The following is an 18,233-nucleotide window of genomic DNA, read 5'->3' as shown; positions in this document are numbered from 1 at the left end:
CCCGGTTCTACTTGAACGACGCCTTGCGAGCAGCGACGCCGGTTGCCGCCGGCAGCGCCGTCCGGCGGCGCGCGGCGTTCGCGCGCTTCAGCGGGAACTGCAGCAGCTTCGATGCCGGCTGCCCGGCGGCATCGCGCTCGGCACGATAGCGTCGCCTCACGAGATAGACGGGGCGCTGCTTGGACTCGTGATAGATCCGGCCGAGGTATTCGCCGATCACGCCGATGCCGATCAACTGGATGCCGCCGACGAACAGCACGACGGAAATCAGCGACGGGTAGCCATGCACCGGATTGCCGAACAGCAGCGTTCGCACCACGATGAAGGCGCCGTACACGAGCGACAGCATCGCGAACGTGATGCCGACGTAGGTCCACACGCGCAGCGGCACGGTGCTGAAGCTCGTGATGCCCTCGAGCGCGAAGTTCCAGCGGCGCCATCCGGAGAACTTCGAGCGGCCGCCGCTGCGCGGCGCGCGCGTGTATTCGACGATCGCGGTGCGAAAGCCGACCCACGCGAACAGCCCCTTCATGAACCGCCGCCGCTCCGGCAGCGCGCGCAGCGCATCGACGACCTCACGATCCATCAGGCGGAAATCGCCGACGTTTTCCGGCATTTCGACTTCGGACAGCGCGTTGTGCACGCGATAGTAAAGTGCCGCCGCCGCGCGCTGCAGGTACGGATCGCACATCCGGTCGGTGCGTTTCGCGGCGACGACTTCGGCGCCGCCGCGCCAGTGTTCGATCATCGCGGGAATCAGCGCGGGAGGGTCCTGCAAGTCGGCGTCGATCAGGATCACCGCGGCGCCGGCGGCCTCGTCGAGGCCCGCGGTGAGCGCCGCTTCCTTGCCGAAGCGGCGCGTGAGATCCACGACGTGCACGCGCGGGTCGCGGGCGGCGACCGCGACCAGCCGGTCGAGCGTGCGGTCGCGGCTGCCGTCGTTGATGCAGACGATCTCGAAGCGCACCCCGGCGACCGACTCGAGAACGGGCAGCGTTTCTGCAAAGAATGCGTCGATCGTTTCCTCTTCGTCGTGAAACGGCACGACGAGCGATATCAGCGGCTTCCTGGCGTGCGTGGACATGCTGCGGTTCCCCCGAGAGATCCGGCCTGCGCTGCACCGTATGGTTCCGGTTGTCGTTTGCCGAACGGGCCCGGCCCGGTTCGGCGTGAAGTCGGTTCCGGCCTGTTCGTCCACCGCGTACCGGACGACAGGCGTTGCGTTCATTGTAGGCAGGAATCGCCGATTCGTAACACGTATCGATGGATTTGCACGCCGGACAGGTTTGCCGGGGGAAACATCGGACGGCGGCGCGTCGGCGAACCGCGCGCAGCGGCGCTAGGATGGCGTTTTCAAGGCCGCTGGAGGGCGCGATGCAGGTTCAGGATCTGGCCGGTGCGCCGCTCGATTTCTGGGTGGCGATGGCGGAAGACCTCGGCGCGCCGCGCGTCGACGCCGCGCGGTGCACGGTCATTCGCGAATCGGGCGGCACGCCGGTGCTGTACGCGCCGTCGTCGTCATGGGCGGACGGCGGCCCGCTGGTCGAACGCTTGCCGTTCGGCGCGTTCGAGCGCGACGGCGGGCACGGCGCGTGGCGCGCGGTGCTGCATCGGGCCGTGCCGGCGGCAGGCGAGCGCTGCACGTTCAACCAGTCGGGGCCGACGCTGCTGGTCGCCGCGATGCGCACGCTGGTCGCGTCGACGTTCGGCGACGACGTCCCGGATCTCGACATGTCGAAACCGCGCTGAGCGCGCGCGAAACCGATTAGGCGGCCGACAGGTTGCGTATCGCGATCGACGCGACGTCGACGCGCTTCGGCAGGATCGCGTCCGCGGCAGCACGGTCGGCGATCCGTTGCAGCACGTCGATGTCCGCGCCGGTGACGCCGCGCTGCGCGAGCGCCGCCCGGCGGACGATGTCGGCGGCCGCATCGCGCGGCAGGCGCGTGAGCGACGCATAGACGGCCGCGTAATCGGAAGAGTGCGACAAGGCCCACTGGCCGGCGCGGGTCAGGCGCGCGAGCACGTCCGACAGCGCCGCGCGCTTGGATCGATCGTCGAGCGTGTCGACGGGCGACGTGAGGAACGCGAGCCCCGAATTGATCCCGCTGCCGTCGCGCACGATGCGCGCACCGCGCCGAACCACGTGTCCGTAATACGGATCGAAGGTCGCCCAGATGCCGATCTGCTTCGCCTCGAATGCGGCGAACGCATCGACCGGCAGCACGAAGCGCACCTCGACGTCGCCCGGTGCGAGGCCGTGTTCGCGCAGCGCGCCGTACAGCTGGTATTGCGAGATGCTGCCGCGCGCCGACGACACGACGACGGTGCGCCCCTTCAGGTCGGCGACGGTGCGCACCGGCGAATCGGGCTGCACGACGATGCCGAGCGACGTCGGCGAGCCGACGCGCGTCGCGACGATCCGCAACGCCGGATCGCCGAGCGCGGCCGTCAACACCGGCAGGTCGCCGGCCGGCGCGAGATCGATCGCGCCCGCGCGCTGCGCTTCGAACAACGGTGCCGCGCCCTGGAAATTCGCCCAGCGAAACCGGTACGGCACGCCGTCGAGCACGCGCGCGGCTTCGGCCAGCGCGCGCAGGCCGCCGGCCTGGTCGCCGAGCACCAGCGTGACGTTCGACAGGTCGGGACCGGCCGCGCGCACGGGCAATGCGGCGGCGCCGGCCAGCGGTGCGGCGGCCAGGGCGGCGACGCGCAGCAGGGCGCGGCGGCGGGCCGGGGCGGGGGGCGAAGTCATCGGCGGCGGGTCCTCGGTGATCCGCGCGCAGGTCGCGCGGTTGCCGGGCAGATTACGGAATCGGTTTCGCGCCGGCAAACATCGAATCGCGAAATGCTTATTCACGCGAGGCTGGTGAGTGGCGGTGTGGAGAAGCCAAGGCCGCGGCCGCCCTCGACGCATGCTCGGCGGCGGCGGGGCGGCGCCAGTCCGTTGTTGGCGCGAACAGGCCCTAGCCAGCGGCCGGAACGGTGCGCAGGAAGGCGCGCACCGCGGGCGCCTTTTCGAAGCGCCGATGCGCGAGCGCGAGTTCGGACATGATCGGCTTGCCGGCGATCGGCCGGTACACGACGCCCGGCAACGACACGCAGCCGGCGAGCGCGTCCGGGATCACGGCGACCCAGCCGTTCACCGACACGCACGCGAGCACCGCGAGCAACCCGCCCGGCCGCGCGGCGATTACCGGCGCGAAGCGGCCGCGGCGTGCGACTTCGAGCGTGCCGCGTTCCTGTTCGGGCACCGCGAAGCGTGCGTCGGCGAGATCGGCGGCGCGCACGGCGGTCATCGCCGCGTAACGCGAATCGGCCGGCACCGCCGCGACGAACACGTCGCGTTGCAGCGTGACGATCCGCAGCCCGCCCGGCAGCGGCAACGGCGGGCGCACGTATGCGAGGTCGAGCCGGCCCGTGTCGAGCTGCTTCGCGACGTCGTCCATCGGCACCTCACGCAGGTTCAGCTCGATACGCGGATGCGCGGCGCGGAACGCGCCGACCGTGCGCTGCAGCGTGCCCGAATAGACGGCCGACGACACATAGCCGATCTCGAGGCGGCCGAGCTCGCCGCGCTCGGCGAGCGTCGCGAGTTCGCGCCCGCGCTGCAGATGCTCGAACGCGGCGCGCGCCTCGGCGAGAAACGCCTCGCCGGCCGCCGTCAGCGTGACCGCGCGGCGCGAGCGCTGGAACAGCCGCACGCCGAGCAGCCGCTCGGCTTCCTGGATCTGCCGCGTGAGCGCGGGCGGCGCCATGTCGAGCGCGTCGGCCGCGCGGGCGAAATGCAGGTGCTGCGCGACGGCCAGGAACGCGCGCACGTGACGGAATTCGAGCGGATTCATGATTGCGATTTTCGTCAATGAAACTGCATGGGTATGTCAATGACAGGCAATACGGGGCCAGCCTAGCATACGGCTCGTCCCTCTTGCTCCGGAGCCCGTCGATGTCCCAGTCTTCTCCCGCCCCGCGCGCGGGCGCGCCCGCCGCCGCGCATGCGCATGCCCGCCTGCCGGCCGCCGCGACGCTCGCGGTCGCCTCCGCAACGTGCTCGCTGATCGTGCTCGACACGAACGTCGTCGCCGTGTCGCTGCCGAGTGTCGCGCGCAGCTTCCATGCGAGTTTCGCCGACATCGAGTGGGTCGTGAGCGCCTACATGACCGCGTTCGCCGCATGCCTGCTGCCGGCCGGCGGGCTCGCGGATCGCTTCGGGCGCAAACGCATGCTTGGCGCGGGGCTCGCGCTCTTTGCGCTCGCGTCGCTCGGGTGCGGGATCGCGCCGTCGGCCGGCTGGCTGATCGCCGCGCGCGCGGTGAAGGGCGGCGGGGCCGCGCTTTTGCTGACGGCCGCGCTCGCGGTGATCGCGAACCGCTTTCCGGACGGGCGCGAACGCGCCCGCGCGTGGGCGATCTGGGGGATGTGCATGGGGATCGCGACGGCCGTCGCGCCGCTGGTTGGCGGCGCGATCACGCAGTGGATCGGCTGGCGCTGGGTGTTCCTGCTGAACCTGCCGGTGTGCGCGCTGCTCGCGGTCGGCGCGCGCGTCGCGATCGACGAGTCGCGCGACCTGCATGCGAAGCGGGTCGACGCCGCGGGCAGCCTGCTGTTCGGCACGGCGCTCGCGTGCGCGATCGCGGCGCTGATCGGCGCGCCGTCGCACGGCTGGCTGTCGGCCGCGACGCTCGGCCGGTTCGCGCTCGCCGCCGCGCTGCTGGCCGCGTTCATCAGCGCGGAGCGCTGGCAGGCGCGGCCGATGATCGATCTCGCGCTGTTCCGCCAGCCGCGCTTCGTCGGTGCCGTGCTCGCGATGTTCGGCTACGCGGCGTGCGCGCAGGTGATGATGACGTTCCTGCCGCTGTACCTGCAGAACGCGTTCGGGATGTCGGCGATCGACGCGGGGCTCGGGATGTTGCCGTTCGCGTTCGCGATGATCGCCGGGCCGTCGCTCGGCAGCATGCTCGCGGCGCGCGTGTCGTCCGGCGGCGTGCTGGCGGGCGGGCTCGCGCTGATCGGCGCGGGCAATCTCGTGACCGCGGCGCTGACCGCCTGCGGCGACTACCGGCTCGTCGCGCTCGGGATGTTCGTGACGGGCTGCGGTGCCGGCATCATGAACGGCGACACGCAGAAGGCCATCATGGCGTGCGTGCCGCCGAACCGGACCGGAATGGCGTCGGGCATCAGCACGACCACCCGCTTCTCGGCGATCGTGACGGCCGTCGGCGTGCTCGGCGCGGTGCTGGCCGCCAGCACGCACGCGCGACTCGACCGGATGTTGTCCGCCGTGGCGGACGTGCGCGCGTTCGTCGATGCGCCGTTCATGTCGAGCCTGCTGGCCGGCGATCTCGGGCAGGCGCTGGCGCACGTGCCGCCGTCGGCCGCGCGTACGCTCGCCGACGCGGCGCCCGCGGCCTTCGCGAGCGGATTCGCCGCCGCGCTGACGTTGAGCGGCGTGCTCGCGCTGGCTGTCGCCGTCGTTGCATACACGTTGCTTGCGCAACCGATGCGCGATGGGTGACGCGTGCCGCGAGCGACGCGCTTCCCGTTGCACGCGACGACGCGGCGTCGTCGAGCCCGCAGTTCAGCGCGATTTCATCGCGAGGCGATGGATGCGCGCCGCGCGCGCGACGTGCGGTCGCTGCGATGCACCGCAATGCGTCGCCTGACGGCGGCGTGTGCGCCGCGTCGGCTCGGGCGGGGCATCGATGATCGGCGCGTTCGTTCGCGCGTCCGCATCAGCGTTCGCATTCGCGGCGACCGCCGCAACGGCCGGCCGTGCGGCCTCCGCATCGAGCCAGCCGCGCGTCGCCTCGGCGATCAGCCCGCGCAGCCAGCGCACACCGTCGACGCACGATCCCGATTCGTTCCACGTCATCCGGTACACGATGTCGGGCGGCTCGGCCGGCAGCGCGACCGTGCCGAGCGGCAGCAGCTTCGCGTAGTGGCGCGCGAGCCGGTACGTGGTGGTCAGGATCAGATCGGAGCGCACCAGCGCATGCGCGGCGAGTTCGAAGTGCGGCAGCGTGACGACGATCCGCCGTTGCAGGCCGACGCGTTCGAGCTGCCGGTCGATCGCGCCGGACGCTTCGAGCCACGACGGCGTCGGGCACAGTTGCGGCGCCTGCGCGAATTCGGCGGCCGTCATCGCGCCGCGCCGCGCGAGCGGATGCGTCGCGCGCATCAGGCACACGACGCGATCGTCGAACAGGTCGTCCTGCCGGAACCGCGACGAGCGGGCAGGGCGGTTGTCGATCACGACGTCGAGCTCGCCGTCGGCGAGTGCCCGTTCGTCGTCGAAGCCGTCACCGAGCGGATGAAACACGAGCTGCGCGTTCGGTGCGCGTTCGCGGAACAGCGCGACGAGCTTCGGCACGAACAGCACGTTCAGGTAGTCGGGACAGCCGATCCGGTAAGTGCGCACCGACGTGCGCGCGTCGAAGGTCGGCTGCTGGATGCGGATGAAGTCGATCACGCGCAGCGCGTTGCGCAGCGGCTCGATCAGCCGCGCGCCGAATTCGGTCGGCACCATCCCGTAGCGGCTGCGCACCAGCAGCGGATCGCCGAGCAGCGTGCGCAGGCGCTTGAGCGCGGCGCTCGTCGCCGGCTGCGACATGTTCAGCCGCACGGCCGCGCGCGACACGGTGCGCTCGGTGAGCAGCACGAGCAGGATGCGCATCAGCCGCGCGTCCAGCACGTCGAGCGCGCCCGTTGCGTCGGACGCGTCGAGGGCAAGGCCGTTCGGCTTCGGTGCGTCCCGCATGTCGCTACGCGTTCGCGCGGCCCGTCATTTGGCGAAGGTGCCCGGCCAGCCGACGATCCGCTTCGGACGCGGCGGCGCATACGTACGGACCTTCGACGTCTTCAGCTTCAGGCGCACCAGCGATTCGGCAAGAGCGACCGCGGCCGACACGCCGTCGACGACCGGCACGCCCGTGCATTCCTCGATCTGCCGGTCGAGGCCGGCCATCCCGCCGCAGCCGAGGCAGATCACTTCCGCGTGATCGTCCTTTACCGCGCGCTGCGCCTCGCCGACGATCGACTCGATCGCGCGGGCCGGGTTCTCCTCGAGTTCGAGCACCGCGAGACCGCTCGCGCGCACCGATGCGCAGCGCGCATCGAGTCCGGCGAGCTTCAGGCGATCCTCGATCAGCGGCACCGTGCGGTCGAGTGTCGTGACCACCGAATAGCGGTGGCCGAGCAGCATCGCGACGCTCGCGGCCGCTTCGGTGATGTCGACGACGGGCACCGTCAGCAGTTCCTGCAGCCCTTCGCGGCCGTGTTCGCCGTAGCCGGCCTGGATCACCGCGTCGTACGGCTCGTCGTAGCTCAACACGCGGTCCATCACGGCGATCGCCGCGAGGTAGCTCTCGAAGTTGCCCTCGACCGACTCCGCGCCGAAGCGCGGCGTCAGCCCGACGATCTCCGTGCCGGGCGACGCGGCGGCGCGCGCCTGCGCGGCGATGGCGTCGGTGATCGATTCGGTCGTGTTGACGTTGACTACCAGGATTCTCATCGGTGCACTCCGTATGCTGCGTTCAGTGTCGGGCGCAGGCGACCGCGATGTGTTCGCCCGAGCGCTCCTCGTATTGCCGTTTGCGATCGGCCGTCAGCCAGTAAACGCCGCCCGCGATGGCCGCGCCGAGCAGCCAGGAGAACGGCGTCATCGCGCTGAAGGCCGGCACGACGGCGAGCGTGATCGAGATCAGCGCGGACGGCAGCAAGGCCGCGAGCGCCTTGTGGTTCACGCCGCGCGTATGGAAATAGGCGCCGGTCGGCGCTTCGGTATAGAGATCCGGCACGTTCACGCGCTGCTTGCGCACGAGCCAGTAGTCGACCGTGATGATCCCGTACAGCGGGCCGAGCAGCGCGCCGAGGCCGGACAGGAAATAGACGATCACAATCGGGCTGTTGTACAGGTTCCACGGCAGGATCAGCACCGCGACCGTCGCGCTGATCAGGCCCGCGCGGCGGAACGTCAGGCGGTGCGGCGCGAGGCTCGTCAGCACGAAGGCCGGTGCGACGAAGTTCGCCATGATGTTCACCGCGACCGTCACGATCAGGAATGCAAGACAGCCGAGCACGAGGAACAGCTTGTTCGGCACCGTCGCGATGATTTCCGTCGGGCTGTGGATGATCTGGCCGTTCAGCTTGAACTGTGCGCCCGCGAGCACGAAGCTGATCGCGGCGAACACCACGATGTTCACCGGCAGGCCCCAGAAGTTGCCGACCCGCACCGTCTTCGCACTCGGCGACGAGCGCGCGAAATCGCAGAAGTTGAGCACCAGCGTGCCGTAGATCGCGAGCCACAGCGAGCCGCCCGCGAACACCTCGGTCCACATCTTCAGGCCGGTCATCGGCTTGCCGATCGACATCGCGAGATGGCCACCGGTGCGGCTGAACATCCATGCGGCGAGCGACAGCGTCGTGACGAGAATGACCGGGCCGGCGAGCCCCTCATACTTGCGGACCATCTCCATGCCGTAAGTCAGGATGCCGATCTGAACCAGCCAGATTGCGACGAACGTGATCCAGCCGAGCGTCGACAGCCCGAGGATCGCATCGTGGTCGAAGGCGGCGAGGCCCGGCCAGATCGCGGTGAGCAGCACGCGCAGCACGACTGACGCGAGATAGGTCTGGATTCCGAACCATGCGATCGCGATCACCGCGCGGATCATCGCGGGCAAGAGCGCACCGTAAATGCCGAAGCTCATCCGGCTGATCACCGGGAACGGCACGCCGGTCTTCTGGCCCATGTAGCCGGTGAGGTTCATGAAGCAATACACGAGCACGGCGCCGATCGCGAGCGACGCGAGCATCTGCCAGCCCGACAGGCCGAGCGCAAACAGGCCGATCGCGAACGAGTAGTTCGCGATGTTGTGCACGTCGTTGGTCCAGAGCGCAAAGATGCTGTAGCGGCCCCAGGTGCGGCCCTCGGCCTTGGTCGGCGCGAGGTCGGCGTTGTGCAGCCGCGGGCTCAGCGCGGGATCGCGCGCGGCCGTATCGGTTCGATGCAGTGCGTCGTGCGCGCCGGGCACGATGCCCGCGCGGTGGATGGCTTCCAGTTGCACGCCTTGTCTCCTTCCATGTGCGGGGCGCGAACCGGCAGCGTGTGCACGCAGCGCGGGCCCGCCGCCGTGGACGTTATGTCTCGGATTTGTTCGCGAGTATGGGCGGCGGGCGCGGCGATGGGAAATTAAATATTCGGCTAGGCGTCATTTGAAAAATGAATGGGGATGGATCGGCTGCGCGGCACGCGAATTGCGTATTGAAGGGCTCCATCCACATCGACATCAGCGGAGGTGTCATGCAGCGATATTCCATTCGTCACGTATCGCGGGCCGTCTTCGCCGGCATCCTGATCGCCGGTCTGGCGGCGGGTGCGGGTTGTCAGAAAAAGAGCGACACCGGCACCGGCGCGAGTTCGGACACGAGCGCCACCGGCGGCATGGCGCCGGCGCCGTCCACCGCACCCTCGGGCATGCCAGGCAGCGGCACGGCCGGCGGCGCGGCGAGCATGCCGGGCGCGGCATCCGCGCCGACGGGCGCAAGCGGCGGTTGATCGCGGGAGCGGGCGGCGTGCGCGGGCAGATTGCCCGTGCGCCGCCGTAACGGCGTTCCGCTCGGCACGTGCGTCGCAGGACGTGCGCGGGTAGCGCGTTGCGCGTGAAAGATTTGCAAGGACCGTTGTAGCGATTCCCGGAGCGGCGCCGGCCGCGTCATGCCGGCGCGCGCCGTCGGGAACAGGAGGTGCGATGCAGAACGCGGAATCGAACCCAACCCCGGAACAGCAGCGGGAACAGATCCAGAAGAGCCCGGTGAAGACGCCGGCGGCCGGCGACATGCCGGATGCGGCGACCCAGGCAGCCGAAGTCGCGAAGCATCCGCTGACACCGGAGGCGGTCGCGGCGAAAACGCCGACCGGCCTGCCGCCGATCGACGTCGACGCGAATGCGGTCGACAGCGGCGACCCCGTGCGTCGTGCGGCCGGCCGGATCGTCACGCTCGACAACGCCAACATGGCGATGACGGACAACACGGTCGACGTCGACGGCAAGGGCCTGGAGGCGCGTGCAGGCGCGACCGAATGGCACGACAACGTGATTTACTCGAACGCGTCGCTCGACGACGCGGTCGACACGCCCGACGAAGGGCTCGGCGGGATCGAGAGCCGCCCGGGCGGCAACATGCCGCAAATCGCGACGCGGCCGGGCTGGCGCGTCCGCTATGTCGGCGACGTCGATGTCGAGCACGGCGACGGCACGCGGGCCGAGCACGTGATCCGCCTCGAGCGGACCGACTGACGCATCGATGGACGCGGGGCGGACCGCCGGCCGGCGGTCCGCCGATGGCCGTTACTGCGGGCCGAGTTCCTGCGCGGACGTGTCCGCATCGTTGCCTTGCGCGACGAGCACGTGGACGTCGTTCGGCGTCACGTCGCCGATGCCGCCCGACGGAATCGTCACCAGCAGCCAGTCGGCGTTGTTGTTGATGCTCACGGGTGCGGTCTTTAGGATAGGCGACTTGCTGCCGGCCGTCGTGACGATCACCTGGTAGCTGCCGCCGTTCAGGTAGACCGAATCCTGCCCGGATGCCGGCACGGCATTCTGATACGCGGCGCCCGCGAGCGTCGGGCTTTGCGCGTTGATGTCGGTGCCGGGAGGCACGACGTACACGTCGACGTTCTGCGCGTTCGGCGACGCGTTGAAGCTGCGCACGCGCGCCTTGTCGGACAGCAGCTTCTTGTCGAACGGATCGTCGATCACCGAAATCGCCGACGACGTGCTCGGCAGCGCGATCGTGGTGTAGTGATGGCCGTTCGCCGCGCCGAACGACTGCGACGCGACGGTCGTGGTCGTTCCCGATACGTCGTAGCTGACGGTCTGCGTGCCCGAGTCGATGTCGTGATAGCGGGTGACGCCCTTGTACGCGACGCCCGACGCGTCGACCTTCGCATTCAGGTAGTAATCGAGATTCGGGCCGGCCGGCACCGCGTTGATGAAGCGCGCCTGCGGTTTCGAGATGCCGAGTTCGGTGCCGACGTCGTTGCCGTCTCCGCCGCATGCCGCGAGCATGGAAACGACCGAGCACAGGGCTGCTATTGTTCGAATGGATTTCATTGTCGTCCTCTCATTCAGGGAACCTGATTGCGATGCGGTGTCGCCGCGCGAGGCATCGCGCGGTACGCAGCGCCGGATTGAAGGAAGGAATTGCCGTCCGCCGGGGCGGCGGGCGCATGGATGTCGCAAGCGATGTGCCCACGCGACGGAATCGGCACGGGCGCCCGTGTGGCGGAGGTGCGGCATGCAGGGCAGTTGCGTGCCGCGCCGGATCGTGCGAGTCGGGGTTGGATGCTTGTAAAAAGGCGATGCAACCAGGGAGCGCGCGACGTGTGCCGAAAAGGCGTTTCAAACGTCGACCGTTGTGCGCTGCGGCCGACGCGGGACAGGGGGCGGTGATTTTCGCGCATATCGTTGCGTGCGCATCGATATGAGGAAGATCATGCGGTCGCGCGGCGACCTGGCGGCGCCGCGCGCGTGATGTGCATCACCGATTCACGAGCTTCGCCGGATACGCGAGCGCGAGTGCGCAACCGACCAGCATGCATGCGGCAAAGCCGTATAGCCCCGCGCTTTGCGAATGGAACGTGTCGCGCAGCCAGCCGATGAAGTAAGTGCTACCGAAGCCGCCGAGGTTCGCGATCGAACATGCGAAAGCGATCCCGCCCGCCGCAGCCGAGCCTTTCAGGAATGTGGACGGCAACGCCCAGACGACCGGCATCGCGGCGGCCGCGCCCGCGTTGATTAGCGAGAACAGCAACACGGTCGCGAGCGTGCCGTGCGACGACGCGGCGGCAAATGCGAGCGCGACGGCCGACACCAGGAACGGCACGACGATATGCCAGCGGCGCTCGCGCGCACGGTCGGAGCTCGCGCCGCAATACAGCGTCGCGAGCACGGCCGCGGCATTGGGGATCACCATCAGCCAGCCGATGTGATACGCGTCCTTCACGCCTGTGTCGCGCAGGATCGTCGGCAGCCAGAAGCTCACCGCATACAGCCCGAGCAGCACGCAGAGGTCAATGAGACCGAGGGCCCACACCTTCGGGTCGGTGAACGCACGGCCGAGCGCATGACTCTTGTTCCCGGACGGATCGGCGTCGAGGTTGGCGCGCAGCGTGCGCTTCTCATCGGGGTTCAGCCAGCGCGCGGTTTCGATGCCGTTGGGCAGCCAGCGCAGTACCGCGAAGCCGAGCAGCACGGACGGCAATGCCTCCAGCAGGAACAGCCACTGCCAGCCGCCGAGCCCGTGCGCGCCGTCGAACGCCCGCATGATCCAGCCGGAAATCGGGCTGCCGATCATGCTCGACAGCGGCAGACCGACCATGAACAGCGCGACGATCCGCGCGCGGCGCGCATCGGGATACCACTGCGTCAGGTACAACAGCACGCCGGGCAGGAAGCCGGCTTCGGCGGCACCGAGCAGGAAGCGCACGATGTAGAACTGCATCGGCGTCTGCACGAACATCGTCGCGCCCGACAGCAGACCCCACGTGATCATGATCCGCGCGATCCACAGCTTCGCGCCGACGCGTTGCAGCACCAGGTTGCTCGGGACTTCGAACAGGATGTAGCCGCCGAAGAACAGGCCGGCGCCGAGCCCGTACACGGTGTCGCTGAACTTCAGCGCGTCGAGCATCTGCAGCTTCGCGAGCCCGATGTTGATGCGGTCGAGATAGGCCGCGAAATAGCACAGGCAGAACAGCGTGATCAGGCGCAGCGTGACCTTGCGGTATAGCGCGCCGTGCAGCGTGTCGTCGGCGGAGACGGCTGCGCTCGGGTGTGCGGTAGACATGGGATTGCCCCTGTTCGAATGTGACGGATGAAGTGGGTGGCCGTTCGACGCGAGCGAAGGTTCGCCGCGCGCTGGAGTCTGTATAGCACGCCAATTACATAGCGTACACACTAGAAAATACGGAATCGCACTGGCATGAAAACATCCGTTTTAGGATCGATCGATGTGCCGTATAAGGCCTATGTTTTTCGAGGAATTATTCGGGGAAAAGCACATATTTTCGCGAACATCACGAGCGGATCCGGATGCACAAAACTCGTGCGTGTGCGCTTAAAAGTGGAGTGTGTGCATGCAAGTGCCTCGGTGGTGCGATAGCGTGCGTTCGGTAGTCCGCAGGATGGTGCGAACGGCACCCTTGGGGCGCGGTGTCGTGGGCGGGTCGGCACAGTCGGGCAATCGTCAGGTCAAAGACGGAGCGGGCGCGACGAACCCTGACGTGCCGCAATGAAGCGACCACCGCGCGAACGATCGTGCCGATTCGAGGGTGTACACTGCTTGCCTTTCTCATTCATGCCGCGCGGGCCTTCATCTTCATGGCGTCTTCCAAGGATTCCTACGACTTTCACGACCAGGTCGGGCACCTGCTGCGCCGCGCCTATCAGCGGCACGTCGCGATCTTCCAGGAAGCGATCCCCGATTCGGACCTGACGGCCGCGCAGTTCGTCGCGCTGTGCGCGGTCAAGGAAAAGCAGGCGTGTTCGCTGAACGACATCGTCAAGGCGACCGCGATCGACCAGGCGACGATCCGCGGCGTCGTCGATCGGTTGAAGGCGCGCGAGCTGATCGAGGTGCTGCCCGACCCGAACGACGGCCGCAAGCTGATCGTGCGCGCGACCGCGGCGGGCCTCGCGCTGATCGACCGCACGGTGCCGTTCGCGCGGCAGGTGACCGAGCGCACGTACGGGCCGCTCAATCCGGGCGAACGCGTCGCATTGCAGTATCTGCTGCGCAAGATGATGGAGGCCGATGGCGACGCGTGACGCGCGGCGCCGTCCGGCCCTCGACGCGAACCACCCTTACACCGCGCGTGCTGCGGCGGGCGCTTCCGCACCAGGAAGCCGGCCGGCCTCGCGCAGCGCTGTACGCACCGTCTCGGGCGTGAACGGCGGCGCGTAGAAGCGCACGCCGGTCGCGTCGAACAGCGCATTCGCGACGGCGGCTGGCCCCGGCACCGACGCCGATTCGCCCGCGCCGAGCGGCGGCTCGCCTTGCCGCGGCATCAGCACCACGTCGACATCCGGCACTTCGTCGAACGTCAGGATCGGATAGCTTGCCCATTCCCGCGAAGCGACCTTGCCATCGGCAAACCGCACACGCTCCTTCAGCGTGCGGCTCAATACCTGGATCACGTTGCCGTGGATCTGGTGACGCACGCCGTCCGGGTTGATCATCGTGCCGGTGTCCTGGCCGACCGTCACGCGCTCGATGCGGATTTCGCCGGACACGCGATCGACGCTCAGGTCGACGATCCATGCGGACCATGCCGCGCCGAAACCGGGGAAGCGACTGTGCACGTAGCGCGCATACGCGACGCCGCGCCCGCGCACGACGCGCGATCCTTCGTGTTCATGGTTGCGGCCCGCGCACGGGGTCCAGCCCGCGCGATCAGCCACGGCCTGCAGCAGTTCGCGCGCGCGCGTGTCCTTGAGATGCCGAAGCCGGAACGCGACCGGATCGATGCCGGCCAGCACCGCGCATTCGTCGACGAACGCGTCGTGCGCGAACGAGTTCGGTAACGCCGACACGCCGCGCAGCCACGATGCGCGCACGAGCGGCGCGAGATCCTCGCAGACGAAGCGGCGGTTCGGGCTTTCATACGGCGACACGGCCGTGCGGTCGCCCATCTCGAACACGCGCGGCTCGGGTGCGATCGCGCCGGTCAGGAGCGTTGCGAGCAGCGGCGCGTCGTTCGATGGATAGCGCGTCGTGAAGTCGTAGCTCAGCAGGCGGCCGTCGCGCGTCACGGTGCCCGTCACCTGCATTAGTTGCCCGGCGCCCTTCGGTTCCCACAGATGTTCGTCCGCGCGTGACAGTTGCACGCGCACCGGACGGCCGACCGCGCGCGACAGCAGCAGCGCGTCGCCGCATACGTCGTCCGCGCCGTTGCGGCCGTAGCAGCCGGCTGCTTCCATTCGTACGATGTCGAAATCGGCTTCGTCTCGCGCCACGAGCGTCGCGAGGTCGTAGCGCAGCGATACGGGGTTCTGCGTGCCGGACCATACGGTGATCCGGCCGTCGCCGGGCGCGCGATAGTCGGCGAGCGCGCACGACGGGCCGATCGAGCCATGCATCTGGAACGGCCATGCATAGGTGCGCGACAGCGTGATCGTGTCGGGTTGCGTGCGTGCCGCGTCGACGTCGCCTTCGTCGAGCAACAAACGGCGTTGCGCGGGCGCGGCGGCGATCGCGGCCGCGGGCGTATCGAGCGGCGGCAGCGCGGGATGCGGCCGCCACGTGACGCGCAGCTGGCGCGCCGCGCGGATCGCGTGTTCCTCGCGCTCGGCCACGACGCCGACGAAATCGCCGATCGCGACGATCGCCACGGGCCCCGGCACGTCGGCGACCGACGCGCGATCGACGTCGACCAGCGACGTGCCGACGAACGCGCCGCTGTCGTGGCCTGCATACGGCGGCCGCACGACGCGGCCATGCAGCATGCCCGGCACGCGCATGTCGTGCACGAACGTGAGCTGGCCCGTTGCTTTCGCGGGCAGGTCGACGCGCGGCGACGATCGGCCGACGATCCGGTAGTCAGCGGGATCCTTCGTGCGGGCATTCAGGTCGAGCGTCAGTGCGATGCGGTGCTCCGCGACGAGCGCGGCGAACGTCGCGGCGTGCCCGTGTGCCGGCGCGGAGATCGTTCCGTCGTCGATGCTCAACTGCGCGAGATCGACACCGAAACGCTCGGCGGCCCGCATCAGCAATGCGTGGCGTGCCTGCGCGGCCGCGCAGCGCAAGGGCGTCGCGGAAATCTGGATCGTCGCGCTCGCGATGGTCGGACCCTGGTTCGGCGTCGCGGCCGTGTCGCCGAGCACCATCGTCACGCGCGCGGGCGGCACGTCGAGTTCCTCGGCCACGATTTGCGCGAGCGACGTGCGAATGCCGGTGCCGAGGTCGACATGGCCGTTGAACGCGAGGATGCGTCCGTCGTCGAGAATCGCGACGAACACCTCGGGTAGCACCGGCACGTACGACGACAGGCTGCCCGGCTGGCCGGGCGCCGGCCTGGGCGGCGGCGCGGGCGGCCGGATCACGGTCAGGCAGCCGTCGCGCGCAAGCAGTTCGGAGCGATTCACGATCGAGGTGTCCTGTCGGAGAGGGCGCGGCTGGCGGGCGCACGGGCTTCGGCGTGCAGACGCTGCGTGCCGCGCACGAGGTGGCGGCCTGGGCTTGCGCGACGGCGCACGCGGTCAATCTAGGTCGCCAAAACCGCAGCGTCAATCGCACGCGGGTGAAGGGTGAGGGCGCGGGCGACGGCCAGGCCGCCGCCCGCGCGGCACGGAGTGGCGTGGCGGCTCAGCGCGCGTGCACGGTATCGATCGCCGCGATCGCATCATCGAGCGGCATCACGGCCGCATATTTCTGCTGCATGTCGAACAGGTTCGCGTCGTGCGGCGCGATCGCGCGATCGCCGACGCAATCGGCAAGCACGAGCGGACGGAACCCGTGCGACATCGCGTCGACCACGCTCGCGCGCACGCAGCCGCTCGTCACCGCGCCGGCAACGAGCAGCGTCTGCACCGCGCGCTGCGCGAGCCACGGTGCAAGCTGCGTGCCGAAAAACGCCGACGGCACGGTCTTGCGCACGACGAGTTCGCCGGCGGCAGGCGTGAGTTCGGGCACGATCGCGCTGTTCGGATGGTGCTCGGTCAGCGTCGCCATGCCGGGCACCTTCAGCGAGAACACGTTGTCGTCGCTGCCGTCGTCCGCGTACACGATGCGGCTGTGCGCGACCGGCCAGCCGCGTTCGCGCGCGAGCGCGAGCGCCCGCGTCGTGCGCGCGATCGCCGGCGCGATGTTGCCGCCGCCGAACGTCGCGGGATCGGCGAAGCCGACCACGAAGTCGACGATCAGCAGTCCGATGTTGCCGTGCGGCGGCAGCGGCGTGCCGAAACCCTGCTGGCGATAGACGTTCGCTTCGGCATGATGGGAAAGGTCGGTCATGGTGTCGGGCACTCGTCTGTCAGGCGGGTTGGTCGGTCACGCGGCCGTCGCGCACGACGGTCTCGCCGTCGAGCTCGACCGTGCAGCGGCGCAGCGGGATGTCGATGTGGCAGGTGGTCGTTCGATTGCCGCCGCCTTCGTTGTTCGGGCCGAGCGAGAACAGGAAGTTGCCTTCGAACGCTCGCGCATCCATCCCGATCGTCGCCTCGCGGTCGTACAGGCCGAGCGTCGACCAGCGCGCACGCGGCTGCAGCCCCCAGCCGATGTGCGAGATCGCGTAGCCTTCCGGGTCGGCGAAGGTTTCCATGTAGTCCCGCAGCAGATCGGCGTCGATGCCGCCTTCGATGCGCGTCGCGTAACCGCCTTCGACGGTCAGCGCGATCGGCTCGCTCACGTAGTGCTTCTGCGGCAGCAGGATGTCGCCGCGATCGATCACGATCGTGCCGCGCGCGGTGCGATCGTTCGGGTAGGTCAGCGCGAAACCGCTCGGCCAGTGGTCCCAGCGGCCCGGCGCGTCGACGAAGCCGTATTCGGCGGTCGGCGGGAAATCGCCGAGCGGGCACGCAAGGGCGGTGCCGGCCGCGGAGGTCACGTGCATCTCGCGCGCGGCGGCGATTTTTTTCGCGGCACCGAGCACGCGCGTGCGATCGGCCAGCGTTGGCACCATGCGCACCAGCACCTCGGGCGGCTCGACCGCGAGCAGGATCTTCGTGCCGGACTTCAGGATGTCGTGCTGCTCGGGCGAGAACAGCAGCGTCATCAGGTCGAGCACGAGGTCGCTCTCGCGCAGCGCGGCGATTGCGGCTCGGTTGCCGGTCAGCGGCGTCGTGCCGAGATACGCGAGCGGGTCGCGGCTGAACGCCTTCTCGCCGTTCACCGGCGGCAGGTCGAGCCGGTTGACGATCGCGCCCATCGATTGCGTCGCGATCAGCGCGCACGACAGCGTCTGCGGGTGAGTGGCCGCGCTCGTCAGGATCGTGACGGTCTGGCCCGGTTCGAGGCGCGACAGCGTGAGCACCTGCTTCCACGCGTCGATCAGTTGATAGTCGCTGACTGGCATCGTCGGCTCCGGTAAAAGCGTGAAGGGAAAAGGGGGTGCCCCTATGTGTTTCGTCAAGCGGTAGGGGCTGACTTGGGTTGGTAAATGGTGCCGTCGCGCAGCATGGCGAACAGGACGTCACAGCGTCGCCGTGCGAGCGCGATGAGCGCTTGGTTGTGGC

16 protein-coding genes are annotated in these 18,233 nt (G+C 69.1%); 5 read left to right on the top strand and 11 right to left on the bottom strand.

Going from position 1 to position 18,233, the window contains the following annotated elements:
- Window positions 1-7 precede the first annotated feature (7 nt).
- Window positions 8-1,084: a glycosyltransferase family 2 protein gene (locus HWX25_RS00080; RefSeq protein ID WP_175906345.1), complete on the bottom strand. Its 1,077-nt coding sequence runs from the start codon at window positions 1,082-1,084 to the stop codon at window positions 8-10.
- Window positions 1,085-1,374: 290 nt separating this feature from the next.
- On the opposite strand from HWX25_RS00080, the gene HWX25_RS00075 reads away from it, so the two are divergent.
- Window positions 1,375-1,749, top strand: a complete 375-nt coding sequence (locus HWX25_RS00075) for a phage protein NinX family protein (protein ID WP_175906343.1) — start codon at window positions 1,375-1,377, stop codon at window positions 1,747-1,749.
- A 16-nt stretch (window positions 1,750-1,765) separates the two neighbouring features.
- Here the strand turns inward: HWX25_RS00075 and HWX25_RS00070 are convergent, their stop codons facing one another.
- Window positions 1,766-2,755 (bottom strand): ABC transporter substrate-binding protein, encoded by a 990-nt coding sequence (locus HWX25_RS00070; RefSeq protein ID WP_175906342.1) that lies wholly within the window; start codon window positions 2,753-2,755, stop codon window positions 1,766-1,768.
- Between the two features lie 211 nt (window positions 2,756-2,966).
- Entirely contained in the window at window positions 2,967-3,845 is an 879-nt protein-coding gene (locus tag HWX25_RS00065) for a LysR family transcriptional regulator (RefSeq protein ID WP_175906339.1), read from the bottom strand.
- Between the two features lie 101 nt (window positions 3,846-3,946).
- Here HWX25_RS00065 and HWX25_RS00060 point away from each other — a divergent pair, with 101 nt between their 5' ends.
- Window positions 3,947-5,515, top strand: coding sequence for an MFS transporter (locus HWX25_RS00060; RefSeq protein WP_175906337.1), 1,569 nt, complete (start codon window positions 3,947-3,949; stop codon window positions 5,513-5,515).
- A gap of 63 nt (window positions 5,516-5,578) precedes the next feature.
- Here the strand turns inward: HWX25_RS00060 and HWX25_RS00055 are convergent, their stop codons facing one another.
- From HWX25_RS00055 to HWX25_RS00045, 3 genes are read right to left on the bottom strand one after another with little or no spacing between them, the layout of a single operon-like run.
- Window positions 5,579-6,757: a LysR family transcriptional regulator gene (locus HWX25_RS00055; RefSeq protein WP_175906335.1), complete on the bottom strand. Its 1,179-nt coding sequence runs from the start codon at window positions 6,755-6,757 to the stop codon at window positions 5,579-5,581.
- Between the two features lie 24 nt (window positions 6,758-6,781).
- Complete coding sequence (locus HWX25_RS00050; protein WP_175906333.1) at window positions 6,782-7,510, bottom strand: aspartate/glutamate racemase family protein; 729 nt, start codon at window positions 7,508-7,510, stop codon at window positions 6,782-6,784.
- Window positions 7,511-7,532: 22 nt separating this feature from the next.
- The gene (locus tag HWX25_RS00045; protein ID WP_175906331.1) at window positions 7,533-9,065 is read right to left on the bottom strand and encodes an NCS1 family nucleobase:cation symporter-1; all 1,533 of its coding nucleotides are present in this window, start codon (window positions 9,063-9,065) and stop codon (window positions 7,533-7,535) included.
- Between the two features lie 197 nt (window positions 9,066-9,262).
- On the opposite strand from HWX25_RS00045, the gene HWX25_RS00040 reads away from it, so the two are divergent.
- Both HWX25_RS00040 and HWX25_RS00035 read left to right on the top strand, forming a co-directional pair.
- Entirely contained in the window at window positions 9,263-9,556 is a 294-nt protein-coding gene (locus tag HWX25_RS00040) for a hypothetical protein (RefSeq protein WP_175906329.1), read from the top strand.
- Window positions 9,557-9,749: 193 nt separating this feature from the next.
- On the top strand, window positions 9,750-10,298 hold the full coding sequence (locus tag HWX25_RS00035) for a DUF3005 domain-containing protein (protein WP_175906327.1): 549 nt from the start codon (window positions 9,750-9,752) through the stop codon (window positions 10,296-10,298).
- Window positions 10,299-10,349: 51 nt separating this feature from the next.
- On the opposite strand, the gene HWX25_RS00030 is transcribed toward HWX25_RS00035, so the two are convergent.
- Together HWX25_RS00030 and HWX25_RS00025 are read right to left on the bottom strand one after the other, a co-directional pair.
- Window positions 10,350-11,114 carry a DUF4397 domain-containing protein gene (locus tag HWX25_RS00030; RefSeq protein WP_059524878.1) on the bottom strand — a complete coding sequence of 255 codons (765 nt, stop codon included), beginning with the start codon at window positions 11,112-11,114 and terminating at the stop codon, window positions 10,350-10,352.
- 427 nt (window positions 11,115-11,541) lie between these two features.
- Window positions 11,542-12,849 carry an MFS transporter gene (locus HWX25_RS00025; RefSeq protein WP_175906325.1) on the bottom strand — a complete coding sequence of 436 codons (1,308 nt, stop codon included), beginning with the start codon at window positions 12,847-12,849 and terminating at the stop codon, window positions 11,542-11,544.
- Between the two features lie 533 nt (window positions 12,850-13,382).
- Here HWX25_RS00025 and HWX25_RS00020 point away from each other — a divergent pair.
- The gene (locus HWX25_RS00020; protein ID WP_059818847.1) at window positions 13,383-13,829 is read left to right on the top strand and encodes a MarR family winged helix-turn-helix transcriptional regulator; all 447 of its coding nucleotides are present in this window, start codon (window positions 13,383-13,385) and stop codon (window positions 13,827-13,829) included.
- A 36-nt stretch (window positions 13,830-13,865) separates the two neighbouring features.
- Here the strand turns inward: HWX25_RS00020 and HWX25_RS00015 are convergent, their stop codons facing one another.
- From HWX25_RS00015 to HWX25_RS00005, 3 genes are all read right to left on the bottom strand, one after another.
- The gene (locus HWX25_RS00015; RefSeq protein WP_175906323.1) at window positions 13,866-16,145 is read right to left on the bottom strand and encodes a molybdopterin cofactor-binding domain-containing protein; all 2,280 of its coding nucleotides are present in this window, start codon (window positions 16,143-16,145) and stop codon (window positions 13,866-13,868) included.
- 220 nt (window positions 16,146-16,365) lie between these two features.
- On the bottom strand, window positions 16,366-17,013 hold the full coding sequence (locus HWX25_RS00010; protein ID WP_059818849.1) for an isochorismatase family protein: 648 nt from the start codon (window positions 17,011-17,013) through the stop codon (window positions 16,366-16,368).
- A 19-nt stretch (window positions 17,014-17,032) separates the two neighbouring features.
- Window positions 17,033-18,073, bottom strand: coding sequence for a 2,5-dihydroxypyridine 5,6-dioxygenase (locus tag HWX25_RS00005; RefSeq protein ID WP_175906321.1), 1,041 nt, complete (start codon window positions 18,071-18,073; stop codon window positions 17,033-17,035).
- Window positions 18,074-18,233 lie beyond the last annotated feature (160 nt).

Origin of the sequence: Burkholderia sp. BCC1640 (assembly GCF_902833125.1) — a bacterium.
GTDB lineage: Bacteria > Pseudomonadota > Gammaproteobacteria > Burkholderiales > Burkholderiaceae > Burkholderia > Burkholderia diffusa.
Note: the sequence above shows the minus strand (reverse complement) of the source record. Positions and strands in the feature narration are given on the sequence as shown.